This window comes from Enterobacter sp. MF024 (genome assembly GCF_005843915.1).
GTDB classification, from domain to species: domain Bacteria; phylum Pseudomonadota; class Gammaproteobacteria; order Enterobacterales; family Enterobacteriaceae; genus Enterobacter; species Enterobacter barmai.
The window spans coordinates 133,988-151,998 of record NZ_VCBB01000006.1 but is presented as its reverse complement, the minus strand read 5'-3'; the positions used below and the strand labels follow the sequence as shown (position 1 = coordinate 151,998).

Sequence of the window (18,011 nt, the reverse complement as noted above, 5' to 3'; positions counted from 1 at the left end):
GACCACTGTGATTAATCCAAATCCAAAACGTTCTGATGAGCCGGTCTTCTGGGGTCTCTTTGGGGCTGGCGGCATGTGGTGCGCCATTATCGCGCCGGTCATCATTCTGCTGGTGGGCATTATGCTGCCGCTGGGGCTCTATCCCGGGGATGCGCTGAGCTACGAGCGGGTGCTGGCCTTTGCCCACAGCTTTATTGGTCGGGTATTCATCTTCCTGATGATTGTTCTGCCACTGTGGTGTGGTTTGCACCGTATTCATCACGCCATGCATGACCTGAAGATCCACGTTCCTAACGGTAAATGGGTGTTCTACGGTCTGGCGGCTATCCTGAGCGTGGTTACGCTGGTTGCCGTAGTCTTTATGTAATGCTTCCTCGCTCTCCCGCCCACCGGTGGGAGAGCAAAATTCCTGACAGGTTCTACACTTAACAAAAATCCTGTAAGGATAATCCTATGCGCATCCTGCCTGTCATCGCCGCAGTTACCGTTGCGTTTCTGGTTGTTGCCTGCAGCTCCCCTACCCCACCCCGGGGCGTGACTGTTGTCCATCCCTTCGACGTTCAGCGATATCTGGGCACATGGTATGAAATTGCCCGCTTTGACCACCGTTTTGAGCGTGGTCTGGAAAAAGTGACGGCGAATTACAGCCAGATGAACGATGGCGGTATTCAGGTTATCAACCGGGGTTATAATCCTGAACGTGGCATGTGGCAAAAGGTGACGGGAAAAGCGTACTTTACCGGCGCGTCTGATACTGCAGCGCTGAAAGTCTCTTTCATTGGCCCCTTTTATGGCGGCTATAACGTGATTGGGCTGGATAAAGATTACCGCCATGCGCTGGTGTGCGGGCCGGATCGCGATTACCTGTGGATCCTCTCCCGCACACCGACGATTTCAGATGAGATGAAACAGACGTTACTGAATTCTGCAACGCGTCAGGGATTTGATGTCAGCAAACTTATCTGGGTCGAACAGCCCCGTTAATGGGTGCTGAGCTTCAGCCCAATTATTCCGGCAACAATCAATGCGAGGCTGGCAATGCGCGCCAGGCTCGCAGATTCGCCCAGCAGTAAAATGCCGGTAATGGCTGCGCCTACCGCACCAATCCCCGTCCAAACGGCATAAGCCGTCCCTACAGGCAGCGAACGCATCGCCCACGAGAGCAGCACAATGCTCACAATCATGGCGGAAACGGTAATGATGCTGGGCGTAAGACGCGTAAACCCGTGGGTATATTTCAGGCCGATGGCCCATACCACTTCGAGTAAACCGGCAATAAAAAGAATGATCCAGGACATATCAGGCTCCTTAACTTAAATAACAGTCTGGGGCCGTCCCCGGTGAGAGAAATGCTTACAGGTCGTCCTGCAAGATATATGAATTACTTATTGTGAAGAGCATGAACTCTTTTTTCAACTTGTTTGTTTAAGGTAGCAATTGGGGCATTGAAGCCCAGAAATAGGCGCAATTCGAAGCGAAATTCAGTCATTTATTACTCATCCGACTTCTTTATGATGAGGCACTTCCTGATAGCAGGAAGCGACTACACTTTGCCGATTGCGAAATAACATGTTCAAAATTCTCTTGATTGACCGGTGTCATTACACCCGCATGGGCCTGGAAATGTGGATCAATCATTCAGGGCTGTTTCCTTCACCTGTGTTGGTGACAGGCCTTAATAACCTCTTTCTTGCCAGAGAGCATATCCTGCAGTGGAAACCAGCGTTAGTTATCGCAGATTTTCAGGGGTTCGCCTCCGACATCCAGCAACTCTCTTCAGTGATGAACGCCAGCGAAACCGTGCCTTTCATTTTGCTTCACACAGATGAGACGCCTGAAATGTCAGCCTTCACGGGTACATTTCCTTTATGCGCATCGTTACCTAAAACGACCCCGCTGGAGGCGCTTGCAAAAGTGATTAATGAGGCGCTGGCAGCACATGAGGGTAGTGAATCCGGGCCTGTCGCTACGCCATTATTGACGCGTCAGGAGGAAAAAGTTTTAACGCTGTGGATGGATGGAGCCAGCAACCAGAAAATTGCCAGCAAGCTGAGTATTCATGGAAAAACGGTTTATACCTACAAGCGCAATATCAGGATGAAATTGCACATGGATACGCGGTACTCGCCGTTTCTGTCGCTGCCCTGAGCGGTAAACTGAGGGTACGGAGACGTATTCAGCCCCGTACCACCCAAAATTACTGCTGTGCTTTCGTTGCCGCACCAGAGATCGCGCTGCCGCCAGAGGAGATATCTTCGCCGACGCCGCGAGTGGTATTACAGGCGGTTAAAACTGAAGAAAGCACGAGGACAGAAAAGATCGCTACAAATGTTTTCTTAAGCATAATGTCTTCCTTTTTTAGCCAAAGTTATTGTGTACAGCCACATAAGCATAGGACAGGATTTCATCAGATGACGGAAAAGGAAGAATTTTTAAGAAAAGTAGAAAGTATCAGGAGGCGGCGTGCGAAATAGCATTGCCCAGGCTTTTAATGTCTTCCCCAACGCCCCGGGCCGTGTTGCATCCGGAAAGCATTGTGCTGGCAATAACCATCATCAGAACAATTTTGATTGTACGCTGCATCGTCCATGAACCTTTTTAAGGTCGGAAAGGCGCAGCAAAACTGCTGCGCCCTGCATCCCGAAATGAATTACTTCACGCGAGAAACGTATTCACCAGAGCGGGTGTCAACTTTGATTACTTCGCCAGTCTGTACGAACAGTGGAACTTTAACCACTGCACCGGTAGACAGCTTAGCTGGCTTGCCGCCAGTACCTGCGGTATCACCTTTCAGACCTGGATCGGTTTCAACGATTTCCAGCTCAACGAAGTTTGGTGGGGTCACAGCGATAGGCTGGCCGTTCCACAGCGTCACGATGCACTCAGCCTGATCCAGCAGCCATTTAGCGCTGTCACCGACCGCTTTCTCATCAGCGGAGAGCTGTTCGAAAGTAGAGTTGTTCATGAAGTGATAGAACTCACCGTCGTTGTACAGATAGGTGAGGTTCATATCCACTACGTCTGCGCCTTCAGCGGAGTCGGTAGATTTGAAGGTTTTCTCAACACGGGTACCGGTCAGCAGGCGGCGCAGCTTAACGCGTGCGAAAGCCTGGCCTTTGCCTGGTTTCACGAATTCACTGGCTTCAACCGCGTACGGTTCGCCGTCCATCATGATTTTAAGACCGGCACGAAAATCGTTGCTATAGTAAGTCGCCATAAGGCCCTCTGAAATTGTTAACTGGTAGCTAAGCCACAAAATGGCGCATATTGTAACCCTAAACACCCCATCCAGAGAAGATTGGTTATTGCAACTTGCAGATGTAATCACCAGTCCGGATGAACTGCTGCGTCTCTTAAATGTAGACACTGACGAAAAACTCCTTGCCGGACGAGAAGCGAAGCGCCTGTTTGCGCTGCGTGTTCCGCGTGCTTTTGTTGCACGTATGGAGAAAGGCAATCCTGAGGATCCACTCTTAAAACAGGTGCTTACTTCGCAGGAAGAGTTTATCGCCGCCCCCGGTTTCAGCACCGATCCCCTTGAAGAGCAGAACAGCGTGGTACCCGGTTTACTGCACAAGTACCGCAATCGCGCCCTGCTGCTGGTTAAAGGCGGTTGTGCGGTAAATTGCCGGTACTGTTTTCGTCGCCACTTCCCCTACGCCGATAATCAGGGCAACAAACGTAACTGGCAGACGGCGCTTGATTACATTGCCTCCCATCCTGAGCTGGATGAGATCATCTTCTCCGGTGGCGATCCGCTGATGGCGAAAGATCACGAACTGGACTGGCTGATTACAGAGCTGGAAGCGATCCCGCACATTAAGCGGCTGCGCATCCATAGCCGTTTACCGATTGTTATCCCCGCGCGTATTACCGATGAGCTGGCCCATCGCCTGGAACAATCATCACTACAAATCCTGTTGGTGAACCATATCAACCATGCCAATGAGATTGACGAGACGTTCCGGAACGCAATGAGTCGTCTGCGCCGGGCCGGCGTGACTCTGCTTAATCAAAGCGTTCTGCTGCGTGGTGTGAATGACAATGCCGCGACATTAGCCGATCTGAGTAATGCGCTGTTTGATGCCGGAGTAATGCCCTACTACATCCACGTGCTGGATAAAGTACAGGGTGCTGCGCACTTTATGGTGGGTGATGATGAAGCTCGCGCCATTATGCGCGAACTGTTGACCCTGGTATCCGGTTACATGGTGCCGAAGCTGGCACGTGAAATTGGCGGGGAGCCGAGCAAAACACCATTAGACCTTCATTTAACACAACGCTAACTCATTATTTGTAAAGGATTTTCGCGAGCGCTAGTGATTTGGTGAGCATCTATGAAATCAAAGTATGTTTCAAGGGGATAGATGCTCACTATTTTACTAACGAGCAAGAGTGCCAGCCTGTACAAGCACGTCCTGCTCTTCCGTCAATATTATATCAACTTAAAGCAATCGCTATAAGCAACACTACAAATCGCCCTCATAATGAATTATTTGAAAAATAAAGTAAAAATATCGATAATAATCAATATAAAACAGGCAATTAATATCCATTTAGATAAGCGGAAAGTGTTAAATGTTTCCCTATTTTTGATCTCCCCCTTAAAATTATTAGTTGATAATATCTCAGATGCATCATCTTCAATTTGCTCATGATATGTAGACAAGGAATATTCAGTTTTCTCATGAGCAATGGGAGTGACATTAGAACTTTCAGAAATGATGAAACCTTTTTGTCTGATTGTAACGATAATATCTTCTGTTATCCCCACCTTTATTAACGACTTCCTTAGTAAGGATATATTCTGATAAAAAGTATTTTCAGATACTACGATACCTCTTGAGCGCCACACCTCCTCAAGAAAGACCTCACGGGAAATCACTTGATCTCGCCTTTCCAATAATAACTGTAAGCAACGCGCTGTTGGTGCATTCAGCATGATGCATTCTTCATTTCCGATGATTGATTTCAACTCATTTGAATCAGCATCGAAAATAACTTCACCATTAATCATAAATTTCTTGAATGCCATATATCCCCTCAGTTATCCATACTGAATCACGCAAATAAAAAAGCAAACTACTTCATCAAATGGCGCGATAAAAATCCAAATTATACAAAGAGTTAAGCGCAGCACTTTTTAAAAGTAAACAGCCGTGATCTTTGTTAAAATTAGAATATCACGGCCACATGAGATTAACATAATCATATATATTAACATTACACCACGCTTAAAATTAGTTTAAGAAATTCTTAATGCAACCAAAACCCACACGTGAATAGAACATTCAACATAATTCACAAACACCCACCAAGTTATTGCATTATATTATCTTCGCTCTTAAGGGGGCTAGATGTTTATGCAGCAAACTACAATGCGCTTAACCTAATCCCTGCAAGTTGAAAATGTCATGTCCATGTCGAACGGTATTATTACAACGTTTAGTAAGACTGTAATCGTGGTACATAGCATTTTAAGGACAATGTAACTTCAATATATGGAATACTAAAATGAAAAAATCAATTGTAGCTGTAATGGTCGCTGCATCTGCAGTATTAAGCGCACAAGCACTGGCAAACAATACCGCTGAAGTGACTGTTCTGGGTGAAGTATCCGACTCCGCCACTTCCTGCGTTGTTACTCCGACTGGTACCCTCAATAATGGCGTTGTACGCCTGGCAACCGTAACAACCAGCGAAGCAAACTCTCAGGCAGCTAACACTCTCTTTAAACCACAGAAGTTCGGTTTTGAAGTTAAGGATTGTGCTCTGGGTAGCACCAATGCCGCTAACGTTAACGGCCTGACTGTAGCAGTTAATGGCACCAGCAGCGCCAACAATAATATTCTTGATAACACAGCTGAAAGCGGAGCTGAAGGTATCGGCATTGGCATGCAGAAGGTCAGTGATGCTAGTCGTATCTCTTTCGATGGCACTTCAATGTCAGAAACATACACCGTAGGCAATGTGACTGCGCTGGAATACCTGGCTGGCTATGTCAAAGTAAATGCTGCGACTCCAGTGACCGAAGGCCCGGTTAAAGCTGTAGCAACCTTCACCATTGATTACACCACCAAGTAATGACACCCGAGAGCCTGGGCAATGCTCGGGCTCTCTTTATTTTTGAGAAACACATATGTTTAGGACACTATTTAATGCCACCATTGCATATATACTGCTGGCAGGTAGCCTCGCTCATGCGGGAATTGTGATTGAATCAACCCGTTATCTTTATAAAGAAGGCGCGAGGGAAATTACCTCACAAATTGAAAATAAAGATGATATGCCCTATTTAATAAAATCTTGGGTAGAAACTAACCCTGGAAGCTCACCAGCATTTACGGCTACACCTCCACTATTTCGCCTGGAAGCTAAGCAGCAAAACACGGTACGTATTTTTTCAGCCGGTAATATTAACGCTCCAAAGGACCGTGAGTCATTATTCTATTTTAATGTCATGGCGATCCCACCATCAGATGAAGCGCAGGCAAGAAACAATACCATTCAACTTGCAGTTCGACATCGTATGCGTTTGATTTTTCGCCCGAAATCGCTTCTTAGCTTAACCCCTAACATAGAAGCTAAAAAACTTGAGTGGCGTAAAACTGGTAATAAAATAATCCTGAAAAACCCTACACCATTCTTTTTTTACTTTAATACTGTAAAACTAGGGAACATGGAAATAAAAAAAGATATCAAAACAATTCCACCATTTACAACACAAGAAATCACCGTTAAACAAAGTAACGAATCTAAAATCACTTGGAAAATAGTGAACGATTATGGCGGTGCTGGCTCTCTATATTCTTCTTCGCTGTGATAGCGGCTTGTATATATAAGGGATGTATCTATGCAACATAGAAAAAAAGATCTGTTAAGATTATCGACCCTTTGTCTGGCAACGATCTCCGCATTATATCCTGATCTGAATAACAAAGTACATGCGCGCGATTTTTTTGACCCGGCATTCATTAATGCTGTAAATAATAATTCATCTGATACGCTAGACTTATCAGTATTCCAGACAAAATATGCCCAAGCACCAGGCGAGTACCGTGTTGATATCATTTTAAACGGCCGATATCTGGAGACGAAGAACATCACCTTCATTATTGATGAAGAAGCTAATAAAAGTGATGATCAAATCAAACTTGTCCCTTGTATAAGTCTGCAGACGCTATCTGAATATGGCGTAAAAATAAATTCTTTTACTATGTTAAAAGAAAATTCGCAAGGTTGCGCCAGACTAAATGCTATCCCGGATACCAAAGCTGTATTTGACTTTACAACACAACGACTGAGCATCTCTATTCCGCAGGCTGCCTTATTGAATATTGCGCAGGGATACATTCCTCCCGAGCAATTTGATGATGGTATAAATGCCTTAATGGTAAACTACCAGTTCAGCGGCTCAGAGGATTATGAAGCTAAAGATGAGTATTACAGTTTGAATCTTCAGTCTGGTCTAAACATCGGACCATGGCGCGTACGTAATTTAAGCACCTGGAATAAAAGTCAAAGTGATTCTGGAAAGTGGGATTCTGCCTATCTTTATATGCAGCGTAGTATTCATAAGCTTAATAGTAATCTCGTTTTAGGTGAAAGCTCATCCTTATCAAGTATTTTTGACAGTGTGCCATTTACTGGTATTCAACTGGCGACAGATACCTCCATGCTGCCAGAAAGTATGCGTGGCTACGCTCCAGTTGTGCGCGGTATTGCAAAAACAAATGCCCGGGTGGTTATTAAACAAAACGGCTATCAGGTCTATCAGACCTATGTCGCTCCGGGTGCTTTTGAAATAACAGACATGTATCCAAGTGGGGGTAGCGGCGATCTCTACGTTTCAGTCGAGGAAACCGACGGGACGACTCAGAACTTTATCGTCCCATTCGCCACACTACCGCTCATGCTCAGAGAGAACCAATTTGAGTATGAAGTTACCTCGGGTAAATATCGTCCATACGATAACAAAGTCGATGAAACGCCATTCACACAGGCGACGGCGAGCTATGGTGCTACCAGTAGCACGACTGTCTATGGCGGCACACAGTTTTCTTCGCACTACCAATCGCTGTCAGCAGGCCTGGGCTATAACTTAGGTGATTTAGGTGCGATTTCTGCGGATGTCATTCAAGCATGGTCCAAAAAACAAGATCAAGATAAAACGTCGGGTCAATCTTGGCGAATTCGCTATGGTAAAAATATATTAGAAACAGGAACTAACGTGACCATCGCTGGTTATCGCTACTCTACAAAGGGCTTTAATTCGCTTAGCGATGTACTTGATACTTATTCGAACGACGGCAGCAATGCTACTAGTCGTTCATTACGTAACAGAACAAATCTTACCGTAAACCAAAGCTTGGGTTACGGTCTTGGAAGCATATCGGTTAGCGGCCTGATTGAAGATTATTGGGATAACAAGCGAACCAACAAGTCTATTAGCATCGGTTATAACGGTGGCTGGAGAAATATAAATTACTATATCGGCTACAGCTACAACCGCTACACCTGGAACAGCAGTAATTCAGACAAGACAGCCCAGGACGACCAGCGTATCAGTTTTACTCTTACAGTTCCGATGAGTAACTGGCTACCTAGCACCTATACCAGTTATCAGCTTACAAACAGTAATCCGGGGGCTACCGATCAATCAGTTGCCATTGGAGGTGTTGCTCTTGAAAACGATAGCCTGGACTGGAGTATTCAACAGGGATACAGCAACCGTGAATACTACAGTGGAGATATGCGCGCAACCTATAATGGCTCTCGAGGCAGTATTAATGCAGGGTATAGCTATGATCGTGATAGCCAGCGTATTGATTACGGTGCGAGTGGAAGTCTGATCGCTCATAGGGACGGCATTACCTTTGGTCAGGATATTACCGATGCGGCGGTACTGGTTAAAGCACCTGGATTAAATGATGTCAGATTAGTAACGGATAATTCGATCTCTACAGATCATCGCGGCTATGCCATCGTTCCGTATGTCACTCCATACCGCCGGACAGATATTACTCTGGATAGCGCTACCCTTAGCGATAACATGGAGTTACCTCAAACTACACAGTCTGTCGTTCCAACTCGCGGTGCTATTGTGCGCGCGAATTATGCAGGAAGTATCGGCCAGCGCGCCTTTATTCATCTCAAAAATTCTGAAGGAAAAGATATTCCATTTGGAGCCACAGTATTGCTTGATGCCGACTTAACCAAAAAAACGAATATCGTCAGTGATGCCGGAATAGTCTATATGTCTGGCTTAAAACAGACCGGTATTCTTAATGTGCAATGGGGAAAAAACGAAAATCAGCAATGCCGGGCCCCCTTTAAGTTACCGTTAAGGGAAGACACAGCTACCGGCATCATCCAAACCGAAGCAATTTGTCGCTAATCATTAGTCAAGGAATTACAAATGATTAACAAGATCGTCTTTATATTAGGGCTAGTCTGTTACTACGGCGAAGCTGTAGCGAAGTGTACTTACAATGGCACTTCCGAAATTGTCACTATATCTTTATCCCCTAAAATAGCAACCGACCCTACTATTCCTGTGGGTTCAATACTTTATACAAAAAAAATAACTACCGGTCCTTATAAAACTTTTGAATGCAAAAAAATTATGAGCGATCAGTACATTATTGAATCCTCCACACCTGTAGTAGCTGGAGTAACCGGTATTCAAGGAAAACCTGTGTATGAAACTGGTATAGATGGTCTCGGTTTTCAAGTGTCTGATATTTTAACCAGCAAAAATGGCTCACTTACTCCTGCAGTTGCGGGTTCAGTATTGGTGCCGAAAGAGAAATCTGATAACGATTACAAATTTATCACACTATGGCTGGTAAAAACGAAAGCAGTAATCGACACAGCAGGAACGTCATCGAATCCCTTTATAAAATTTTCTGCGGGTAATTTAAACACCAACCCGAGACCCAGTGATAGGTTGCTACTAACTGCAAATGTAAAGTTTCAGAGTATAAACTTTCAGGATAGTTCTTGTGATATCTCAGTTTCAGGCCCTAAACAAATAACCTTAAACAAAATTGAAAAGAATGTTCTTTTATCAGTTTCTCGGGGTGCAGCTACACCATCGCAGAAAACAATTACAATGAATATAATTTGCCCAATGAACTCAATTGGCAATACCTTAAGTTATTGGTTTAACCCAATATCAGGAAGCAGTTCATCAGGAAATGGCATAATAGAAAATATGCTGACAGGAGCGACGGCAGCTACCAAGGTTGGTATTATCTTTAAAAAAGATAACAATCCGATAGTCTTTTACGATACGGATAAATACCGTATTGACAGCTTAAAAAACTCTCAATCGATAAATTTTACTGCGGATTATTACAAACTTAGTGATAATGCATCAGAAATAACATCAGGGAATGTCAAGGCAATGATGGAAGTCATTATTCAGGAGGAGTAGTGCTATCCTAAATTTCAGAGAGTGGTATTCACGCCACTCTTTTTTTTTATAAAAAGAAAAAATACTCTGACTGTTACTTTTCAATGTTTCTTCATAATTAATTCAGTTGCCAATACTTACTACAACCGTTATCTTATCGGCGGACCAAACGTCATGGTCTATTAATTAATAATATATTTCATTAAAGGATTAAACATGAAACAATTAACTGTATTTGAAATGGAATCAATCGCTGGTGGCGCCTATACTTGGGATTTTTCTTCTGTCAGCAGCACACTATCTACCCTGGCTGGTAATGCAATCTCTGCTACAACTGGTGCCATTGGTGGAGCTGCTGCTGCAGGCATGATCGGTTCTATTATCGGTGGTCGTTGGGGTGGTGCAGGCGGTGGACTTCTGGGTGTTGGTAGCATCGGTCAGGGTGTAGGCATGATTTGGGGCCTGGTTGTCGGCATTATCGGTGGCGGAGTCTGTGGCGCTTTAATCGGCTTCGATGATGTTTATAAATACGGTACGATGGCTCTCGAAGGTGGTATCAACGGCACCATTAACTTCTGGTCCTAATACTTAAAATCTAACTATAAATTCTCATGGTTAGAATTTGAATTAGGTTTATTCTAAATTATTTAAGATAGAAATTTGGTTCCCAAATTTCTATCTTTTTATTAAAAGTAAGTGAAAATGTTGAAAAATATTTATCGCAAGGAAGCGATTGATTATAAAAGAGCCCACTGGAAGGGAAAAGCTCTCTTATTAGCCGGATTACCTGTATGGCTAATTTGCCTCATCGCAAGTGTTTTTTTTATTTTACTTCTTTCTGCGCTTATTTTTTGCACATTCACTCAACGTATAGACGTCAGTGGAGAAGTGATTACTTTACCTCATTCTGTTAACGTGTTTGCTCCACAGCATGGATTTGTTGTCAATCAGCATGTCCAGATTGGAGCATTAGTAAAAAAAGGACAGCCTTTATATGAAATCGATGTTTCACGTTCAACGATAACCGGAAACGTAAGCAAAGCACAGACTGCTGTTATCAATGAAAAAATCAACAACTCTCAAGACATAATTTCAAAATTACAGCACAATAAGCTTGAAACAATAAAGGCATTAGATAAGCAACTTAAAACAGTCAGTGATTCGCTTAATGAAACCAACCGCATGCTGAAAAACACCCAATCCGGGTTAAAAAAAATGCAGGATAACTTATCTAGTTATAATGATTATCTAAAACGGGGTTTAATTAACAAAGACCAATATAATTATCAACACTCACTTTACTTTCAACAACAAAGTGCGTACCAGTCACTGGTGAGCCAGAAGTTACAGCTTGAATCACAGATCACACAGCTTAATAGCGACAAAATAACTAAGAATGCCGATTTTGATAACCAAATTTCCAGCCAGCTCAATCAAACAAATGACTATAAAAATCAACTCGTTGAGTCCAATGCGAATGGTAATTTAGTTATCAAAGCAACTATCGATGGTCGCATCGAATCGCTTTCAGTCACAAAAGGTCAAATGGTAGAAAATGGCAGTAGTTTGGCACAAATAAAACCAACCGGTAACGTTGAATATTTTCTTGTTTTATGGCTACCAAATAACACTATACCTTACGTTAAGCCTGGAGACACTATTAACATCCGTTATGACGCATTTCCATCGGATAAATTTGGACAATTCCCAGGAGAGATACTTTCTATATCTTCCGTGCCGACTTCTCGTCAAGAGATGTCTGAATACACTAATGTCAACAATGGTACTAATCAGCAAGAATTTGCTCTTTATAAAACAATAGTAAAAATTAAAAATAAGACATTTAGTTATAATGGAAAAAACCTCAATTTATCGAACGGATTAAAAGCACGGGCGATAGTATTTCTTGAAGAGCGTCCTCTTTATATGTGGATGTTTACCCCATTTTATAAAATTGCCCAGAGCGTAAGCGGACCTATTCATGACTAAAGATCTTTTTGAATCTATTGTAGCCAAACTTAATTTTTCATTTACAAAGAAAATACCGGTCATTCTGCAAGCAGAAGCTACCGAATGCGGAATAGCCAGTTTGGCGATGATTTGTAGCTTTTATGGGCTAGATATTGACCTGTTTAACTTTCGCCAACGCTTCGGCAGCCCATCTCAAGGAACGACATTAGTATCTCTGAGTAAAACTGCAGAGAATGCTGGCTTAAAAAGCCGTGCCCTTGCTCTTGATCTGGATGAAATAAACCAGCTTAAGTTGCCGTGCATTCTTCACTGGGGTATGAACCACTTTGTGGTCCTGACTAGGGTGCGTAAATCCAGTTTCATCGTACACGATCCAGCACTTGGTAAACGCATCATTAGTCTGCAGGAAATGTCTAATAATTTCACTGGTGTAGCCTTAGAGCTATGGCCCGATCACAGTTTTCAGCAAGAGCAAGCTAAATCCCGCCTGCGCCTAATCGATTTGATGCGTAATATTGTGGGCTTGAAATCTGCTCTGGTAAAAATATTCGCCTTTTCCGTGGTCATTGAAACTATCGGCTTACTAATGCCTATTGGCACCCAACTGGTAACGGACCATGTCATTATGGCTCATGACCAGAGCCTGCTTTCAGTTATTTGTATTGGCCTGGTGATTTTTACCCTGTTTCGCACTTTTATCAGCATGCTACGTGCCTGGACATCTCTCACCCTAAATACGTTGACCGATATCCAATGGAAAACGACTCTCTTTGACCATTTAAGTAGCTTACCGTTATCTTTTTTCGAGAAGCGGCATTTGGGCGATATTCAATCTCGTTTTTCGTCGTTGGATACTATTCGCTCAATCTTTACCAACAATATAGTTAGCGGCATTATAGACTCTATAATGACGATTGGTTTGCTGGTGATGCTCACCCTTTACGGTGGCTGGTTAGTGTGGGTAGTGGTAGGCTTCACCTTATGTTACGCAATCATGCGTCTGATTACCTATCGTTTCTATCGCCAGGTGGCCGAAGAGCAAGTAGTAAAAGGTGCACGTTCCGGTTCGCATTTCATGGAATCTCTGTACGGTATTTCAACCATTAAGGCATTAAACTTAAAAGAACGTCGATCTAAACATTGGCTTAATATAAATATTGATGCCTGTAACGCCGGTATAAAACAAACCCGTTTCGATATGATGTTTGGTGGTATTAATACCTTTATTACTTCAATCGATCAGGTCGCGGTTTTATGGTTGGGTGCCATTATGGTTATTGATAATGAGATGACCCTCGGGATGTTTATGGCCTTTAATGCGTATCGTGGTCAATTTTCTCAGCGAGCATCAAGTTTAATCGATTTGATAATGCAATTGCGAATGCTTTCCTTGCATAATGAACGTCTTTCTGAAATTGTTTTTAGCGAGCCAGAAAAAGAACTTCCTTTCCGCAAGGTATTCGATGAGAATAAAGGTGCAAAGCTTGAAGTTAAAAATTTAAGTTATCAATATGATCCATTTTCTCAGCCGATATTTTCTAATTTAAATATTACTGTTGAGCCGGGCGAATCCGTAGCACTTATTGGTCCCTCTGGTGTGGGTAAAACAACACTCCTGAAAGTGATGTGTGGCCTGCTCACTCCGACGAGTGGCGATATAATGGCGGATAATCTGGACATTACTAAAATTGGTCTTAATAACTATCGACTAGGAACGGCCTGCGTACTTCAAGAGGATCGCTTATTCTCCGGTTCGCTTATTGATAATATTAGCGGTTTTGAAGATAATGCTGATCTTGATTTTATTATTGAGTGTGCCCAACGCTGCAATATTCATGAAGAAATCATGAAAATGCCAATGGGTTATGAAACCATTGTTGGTGAGTTAGGCCTGGGGATTTCTGGTGGTCAAAAGCAACGCATACTAATTGCTCGAGCGCTCTACCGTAAACCAAGTATTTTATTTATGGATGAAGCAACCAGTCATCTCGATCTTAGTAATGAGTCTGTAATCAATGAATCCATATCCTCTTTAAGTATTACCAGGATCATTGTAGCCCATAGACCATCAACTATTGCTTCAGCTGATCGTATTATCGACCTGTCTAAAGCTCATTCGCTGTTAACAGTATAGTTATCGGGAAAAAGGAAAAGCCCATGCAAGAAAAATTTATCGGATTCAATACTGCAAGTATTACGCATGCTGGAAATTTTCTAGCGTTAATGTTAAAAATAAAGCTTAATAACCAATTTTGCCAGACATATTATTTACAGGCAAATATTCTTTCGGATCTTCTATTAATTTTGCAAAGCCGCCTTCAGATTATTATTCAGCGCCTTGAACATAAAGGTGATGATTATAAATCTGAACTGATTACCTATAATGAAGATTTTGTAACACATACCCCATTGATTGATATGTCTGAAATTGAGCAACCAAATCCTGCTCAGCGTATTATGTCTATTACTCTGAAACCTGCTGAAACATGGTGCACCATTATTTTGGTTTTACAAAATGAAGAAGTCGTATCATTACGTATTGATGATATGCAGGTGGAAGCATTGTTGGTAGGTATTCGGCAGGCATTAGAAAATTCTGAAGATAATAATATAATTAAATACCTAAGTTCAAATCTTGAATTTCTGATGTTATATGCAGTGGATTTAACAAAAGTCCCAAATATTGATTATCAACAGTATACGCAAGATAGTTGGAAACTTAACTTATTTACCCATTACCTTGGAGTATTATTCTGTTGTGAAACAACAGCCGGTAAAAAGATAATTTCTGGTGCAGTGATCAAAACTAGTGCCCCGCATTTATCTGAAACTGAAAATAGTATTGTAATGAGTTTAATCGACAAAAGCCCTAAACTAAAATCAATGCATAACGACGCTGAACCCTGCCAGATATTTAGCAGAATTATTTCTTCACATTCCGGAAAAATGCTGACCCTGGAAGAGTGCCTGCGGCCTCTTCACGCTTTCTACCTTGAAACACAAGCTACGCTTAATTCATGATAGCCATACTCCTCTCTCTACTCAAACGGAGAGAGGAGTATCACCTTAGTTCGGGCACTTATAAACCTGACCCTGCATCTCGCTGGCGGTCGGGACAAAGCTCGACAACATCCCTTGTGTCGGACTGCTCACGCCATAAATCACGTTTCCGCCCATCTCTGCCGCCTGATTACGCAGCGCGTTTGCCGCGCCGCGCATCGAACCGCCCTCTTCGCCATGCTGCCCTGAGAGCCAGTTACTTTGTTTACCGGTTGCGGTACCGACCAGCTGACATTCACTGCCCGGCTTATCTTCCACAAAGCGAACGCTCTGCCCACCAGCAGACAGTTCGTTACCGGAACTACAACCCGCCAGCAGCAACGCTGCTGCTACTATCCCTGCACCCACTTTAACGCGCATGTTATTCCTCGTTTTCAATAAGCTGGGCACGTGCTGCCCGCGTCTAAACCTTATACTAAAAAGATGACCAAAAGAAAAACCCCCGATCATTTCTGACCGGGGGTTTATTCATTTCTGCAAGGTGCAGAACAACATGATTACATCATGCCGCCCATACCACCCATGCCGCCCATACCACCAGCAGCACCTAAGTCAGGCGCATCGCCTTTCGGCAGGTCAGTGACCATGCACTCGGTGGTGATCATCAGGCCAGCAACAGATGCCGCGTACTGCAGAGCAGAACGGGTCACTTTAGTTGGGTCCAGGATACCGAAGTCGATCATGTTGCCGTACTCTTCGGTAGCAGCGTTGTAACCGTAGTTACCTTCGCCCGCTTTCACCATGTTTGCCACAACAGACGGCTCTTCACCGGCGTTGGAAACGATCTGACGCAGTGGAGCTTCCATTGCGCGCAGCGCAACTTTGATACCCACGTTCTGGTCTTCGTTCTGAGCGGTCAGGCCAGCCAGTTTCGCTGCAACGCGAACCAGAGCAACGCCACCACCAGCAACCACGCCTTCTTCTACCGCAGCACGGGTCGCGTGCAGGGCATCGTCAACGCGTGCTTTCTTCTCTTTCATTTCAACTTCGGTAGCTGCACCGACTTTGATAACTGCAACGCCGCCTGCCAGTTTAGCAACACGTTCCTGCAGTTTTTCACGGTCATAGTCAGAGGTCGCTTCTTCGATCTGCTTACGGATCTGAGTCACACGGCCCTGGATTGCATCTTCTTCACCCACGCCATCGATGATGGTGGTGGTGTCTTTGTTGATAACAACACGTTTCGCCTGACCCAGGTCTTCCAGGGTCGCTTTTTCCAGCTCCATACCGATCTCTTCAGAGATCACGGTACCGCCAGTCAGGGTCGCGATATCCTGCAGCATAGCTTTACGACGATCGCCGAAGCCAGGTGCTTTAACCGCAGCCACTTTCACGATGCCACGCATGGTGTTAACCACCAGGGTCGCCAGCGCTTCGCCTTCAACGTCTTCAGCGATAATAACCAGCGGCTTGCCTGCTTTCGCAACGGCTTCCAGAACTGGGAGCATTTCGCGGATGTTGGAGATTTTTTTGTCAGCCAGCAGGATGAACGGGCTTTCCAGCTCAACAGCGCCAGTTTCTGGCTTGTTGATGAAGTATGGGGACAGGTAGCCGCGGTCGAACTGCATACCTTCAACCACGTCCAGTTCGTCTTCCAGACCGGTACCGTCTTCAACGGTGATCACGCCTTCTTTACCGACTTTATCCATCGCTTCTGCGATCAGTTTACCTACGGTTTCGTCGGAGTTAGCGGAGATAGTACCAACCTGAGCAATGGCTTTAGAGTCAGAGCACGGTACGGACAGCGCTTTCAGCTCTTCAACAGCAGCAAGGACAGCTTTGTCGATACCACGTTTCAGATCCATCGGGTTCATGCCCGCAGCAACGGCTTTCAGACCTTCGGTGATGATTGCCTGCGCCAGTACGGTTGCAGTAGTGGTGCCGTCGCCTGCAGCGTCGTTCGCTTTAGAGGCAACTTCTTTCACCATCTGGGCACCCATGTTTTCGAACTTGTCTTCCAGTTCGATTTCACGCGCTACGGAAACGCCATCTTTAGTGATGGTCGGTGCGCCGAAGGATTTGTCCAGAACCACGTTACGGCCTTTCGGGCCCAGGGTTACTTTAACTGCGTCTGCCAGTACGTTTACGCCGCGCAGCATTTTCACACGAGCGTCGTTACCGAATTTTACGTCTTTAGCTGCCATTTTAATCTTTCCCTTAAATTCGTATGTTCAGTGTCGTTCGCGGATTACGCTTCAACAATTGCCAGAATGTCGCTTTCGGACATGATCAGCACTTCTTCGTTGTCGATCTTCTCGGACTTAACACCGTAGCCATCGTTGAAAATGACGATGTCACCAACTTTAACGTCCAGCGGCTGCACATTACCGTTTTCCAGAATGCGACCTTTACCGACAGCGATGATTTCGCCACGAGTTGATTTTGCTGCTGCAGAACCGGTCAGAACGATGCCGCCCGCAGATTTGGTTTCAACTTCTTTACGTTTGACGATCACACGATCATGTAACGGACGAATACTCATTGATAGCTCTCCTTTGAGAAAGTCATTATCAGTTATGGGTGACGCCGGGCCGTAAGCGGTTTTCCGGCTAGTGCCCTGAGA

The 18,011-nt window shown here is 44.3% G+C and carries 20 protein-coding genes; 12 read left to right on the top strand and 8 right to left on the bottom strand.

Annotated features, from left to right (window positions below):
- Positions 1-7: 7 nt before the first annotated feature.
- Both frdD and FFB58_RS12830 read left to right on the top strand, forming a co-directional pair.
- Positions 8-367 (top strand): fumarate reductase subunit FrdD, encoded by a 360-nt coding sequence (gene frdD / locus FFB58_RS12835; RefSeq protein ID WP_039028426.1) that lies wholly within the window; start codon positions 8-10, stop codon positions 365-367.
- An 86-nt stretch (positions 368-453) separates the two neighbouring features.
- The gene (locus FFB58_RS12830) at positions 454-984 is read left to right on the top strand and encodes a lipocalin family protein (RefSeq protein ID WP_138370078.1); all 531 of its coding nucleotides are present in this window, start codon (positions 454-456) and stop codon (positions 982-984) included.
- Here FFB58_RS12830 and sugE read toward each other — a convergent pair.
- Positions 981-1,298, bottom strand: coding sequence for a quaternary ammonium compound efflux SMR transporter SugE (gene sugE / locus FFB58_RS12825; RefSeq protein WP_032616159.1), 318 nt, complete (start codon positions 1,296-1,298; stop codon positions 981-983). The genes FFB58_RS12830 and sugE overlap by 4 nt on opposite strands.
- Before the next feature lie 271 nt (positions 1,299-1,569).
- Between sugE and FFB58_RS12820 the strand changes: the two genes are divergently transcribed.
- Positions 1,570-2,148 carry a LuxR C-terminal-related transcriptional regulator gene (locus FFB58_RS12820; RefSeq protein ID WP_039028424.1) on the top strand — a complete coding sequence of 193 codons (579 nt, stop codon included), beginning with the start codon at positions 1,570-1,572 and terminating at the stop codon, positions 2,146-2,148.
- A 49-nt stretch (positions 2,149-2,197) separates the two neighbouring features.
- On the opposite strand, the gene ecnB is transcribed toward FFB58_RS12820, so the two are convergent.
- The 3 genes from ecnB to efp all read right to left on the bottom strand — a co-directional run bounded on the left by ecnB (position 2,198) and on the right by efp (position 3,217).
- Positions 2,198-2,344: a lipoprotein toxin entericidin B gene (ecnB, locus tag FFB58_RS12815; protein WP_032616157.1), complete on the bottom strand. Its 147-nt coding sequence runs from the start codon at positions 2,342-2,344 to the stop codon at positions 2,198-2,200.
- Positions 2,345-2,451: 107 nt separating this feature from the next.
- Positions 2,452-2,583 (bottom strand): entericidin A/B family lipoprotein, encoded by a 132-nt coding sequence (locus FFB58_RS12810; RefSeq protein WP_039028423.1) that lies wholly within the window; start codon positions 2,581-2,583, stop codon positions 2,452-2,454.
- 67 nt (positions 2,584-2,650) lie between these two features.
- Entirely contained in the window at positions 2,651-3,217 is a 567-nt protein-coding gene (efp, locus tag FFB58_RS12805) for an elongation factor P (protein ID WP_010427766.1), read from the bottom strand.
- Positions 3,218-3,257: 40 nt separating this feature from the next.
- Here efp and epmB point away from each other — a divergent pair, with 40 nt between their 5' ends.
- Positions 3,258-4,286 (top strand): EF-P beta-lysylation protein EpmB, encoded by a 1,029-nt coding sequence (gene epmB / locus FFB58_RS12800; RefSeq protein WP_138370077.1) that lies wholly within the window; start codon positions 3,258-3,260, stop codon positions 4,284-4,286.
- A 206-nt stretch (positions 4,287-4,492) separates the two neighbouring features.
- Here the strand turns inward: epmB and FFB58_RS12795 are convergent, their stop codons facing one another.
- Complete coding sequence (locus tag FFB58_RS12795) at positions 4,493-5,035, bottom strand: winged helix-turn-helix domain-containing protein (RefSeq protein WP_138370076.1); 543 nt, start codon at positions 5,033-5,035, stop codon at positions 4,493-4,495.
- Between the two features lie 479 nt (positions 5,036-5,514).
- Between FFB58_RS12795 and FFB58_RS12790 the strand changes: the two genes are divergently transcribed.
- From FFB58_RS12790 to yjeJ, 8 genes are all read left to right on the top strand, one after another.
- Positions 5,515-6,084, top strand: coding sequence for a fimbrial protein (locus FFB58_RS12790; RefSeq protein WP_138370075.1), 570 nt, complete (start codon positions 5,515-5,517; stop codon positions 6,082-6,084).
- Positions 6,085-6,139: 55 nt separating this feature from the next.
- Positions 6,140-6,823, top strand: a complete 684-nt coding sequence (locus FFB58_RS12785) for a molecular chaperone (RefSeq protein ID WP_138370074.1) — start codon at positions 6,140-6,142, stop codon at positions 6,821-6,823.
- 30 nt (positions 6,824-6,853) lie between these two features.
- Positions 6,854-9,397, top strand: coding sequence for a fimbria/pilus outer membrane usher protein (locus FFB58_RS12780; RefSeq protein ID WP_138370073.1), 2,544 nt, complete (start codon positions 6,854-6,856; stop codon positions 9,395-9,397).
- Between the two features lie 24 nt (positions 9,398-9,421).
- A complete protein-coding gene (locus FFB58_RS12775; RefSeq protein WP_138370161.1) occupies positions 9,422-10,438 on the top strand; it encodes a fimbrial protein in 1,017 nt (338 codons plus the stop codon).
- A 195-nt stretch (positions 10,439-10,633) separates the two neighbouring features.
- Entirely contained in the window at positions 10,634-11,002 is a 369-nt protein-coding gene (locus FFB58_RS12770; RefSeq protein WP_138370072.1) for a hypothetical protein, read from the top strand.
- Positions 11,003-11,119: 117 nt separating this feature from the next.
- Positions 11,120-12,406, top strand: coding sequence for an HlyD family secretion protein (locus FFB58_RS12765; RefSeq protein ID WP_138370071.1), 1,287 nt, complete (start codon positions 11,120-11,122; stop codon positions 12,404-12,406).
- Positions 12,399-14,522 carry a peptidase domain-containing ABC transporter gene (locus tag FFB58_RS12760; protein WP_138370070.1) on the top strand — a complete coding sequence of 708 codons (2,124 nt, stop codon included), beginning with the start codon at positions 12,399-12,401 and terminating at the stop codon, positions 14,520-14,522. Before FFB58_RS12765 ends, FFB58_RS12760 begins: the two co-directional genes overlap by 8 nt.
- A 23-nt stretch (positions 14,523-14,545) precedes the next feature.
- The gene (gene yjeJ / locus FFB58_RS12755; RefSeq protein WP_138370069.1) at positions 14,546-15,409 is read left to right on the top strand and encodes a YjeJ family protein; all 864 of its coding nucleotides are present in this window, start codon (positions 14,546-14,548) and stop codon (positions 15,407-15,409) included.
- A 45-nt stretch (positions 15,410-15,454) separates the two neighbouring features.
- Here yjeJ and FFB58_RS12750 read toward each other — a convergent pair whose 3' ends face one another.
- The 3 genes from FFB58_RS12750 to FFB58_RS12740 all read right to left on the bottom strand — a co-directional run bounded on the left by FFB58_RS12750 (position 15,455) and on the right by FFB58_RS12740 (position 17,930).
- Complete coding sequence (locus tag FFB58_RS12750; protein WP_039028412.1) at positions 15,455-15,808, bottom strand: DUF4156 domain-containing protein; 354 nt, start codon at positions 15,806-15,808, stop codon at positions 15,455-15,457.
- A 137-nt stretch (positions 15,809-15,945) separates the two neighbouring features.
- Positions 15,946-17,592: a chaperonin GroEL gene (gene groL, locus FFB58_RS12745; protein WP_039028411.1), complete on the bottom strand. Its 1,647-nt coding sequence runs from the start codon at positions 17,590-17,592 to the stop codon at positions 15,946-15,948.
- Between the two features lie 44 nt (positions 17,593-17,636).
- Positions 17,637-17,930 (bottom strand): co-chaperone GroES, encoded by a 294-nt coding sequence (locus FFB58_RS12740; RefSeq protein WP_032616151.1) that lies wholly within the window; start codon positions 17,928-17,930, stop codon positions 17,637-17,639.
- Between the last annotated feature and the right edge of the window lie 81 nt (positions 17,931-18,011).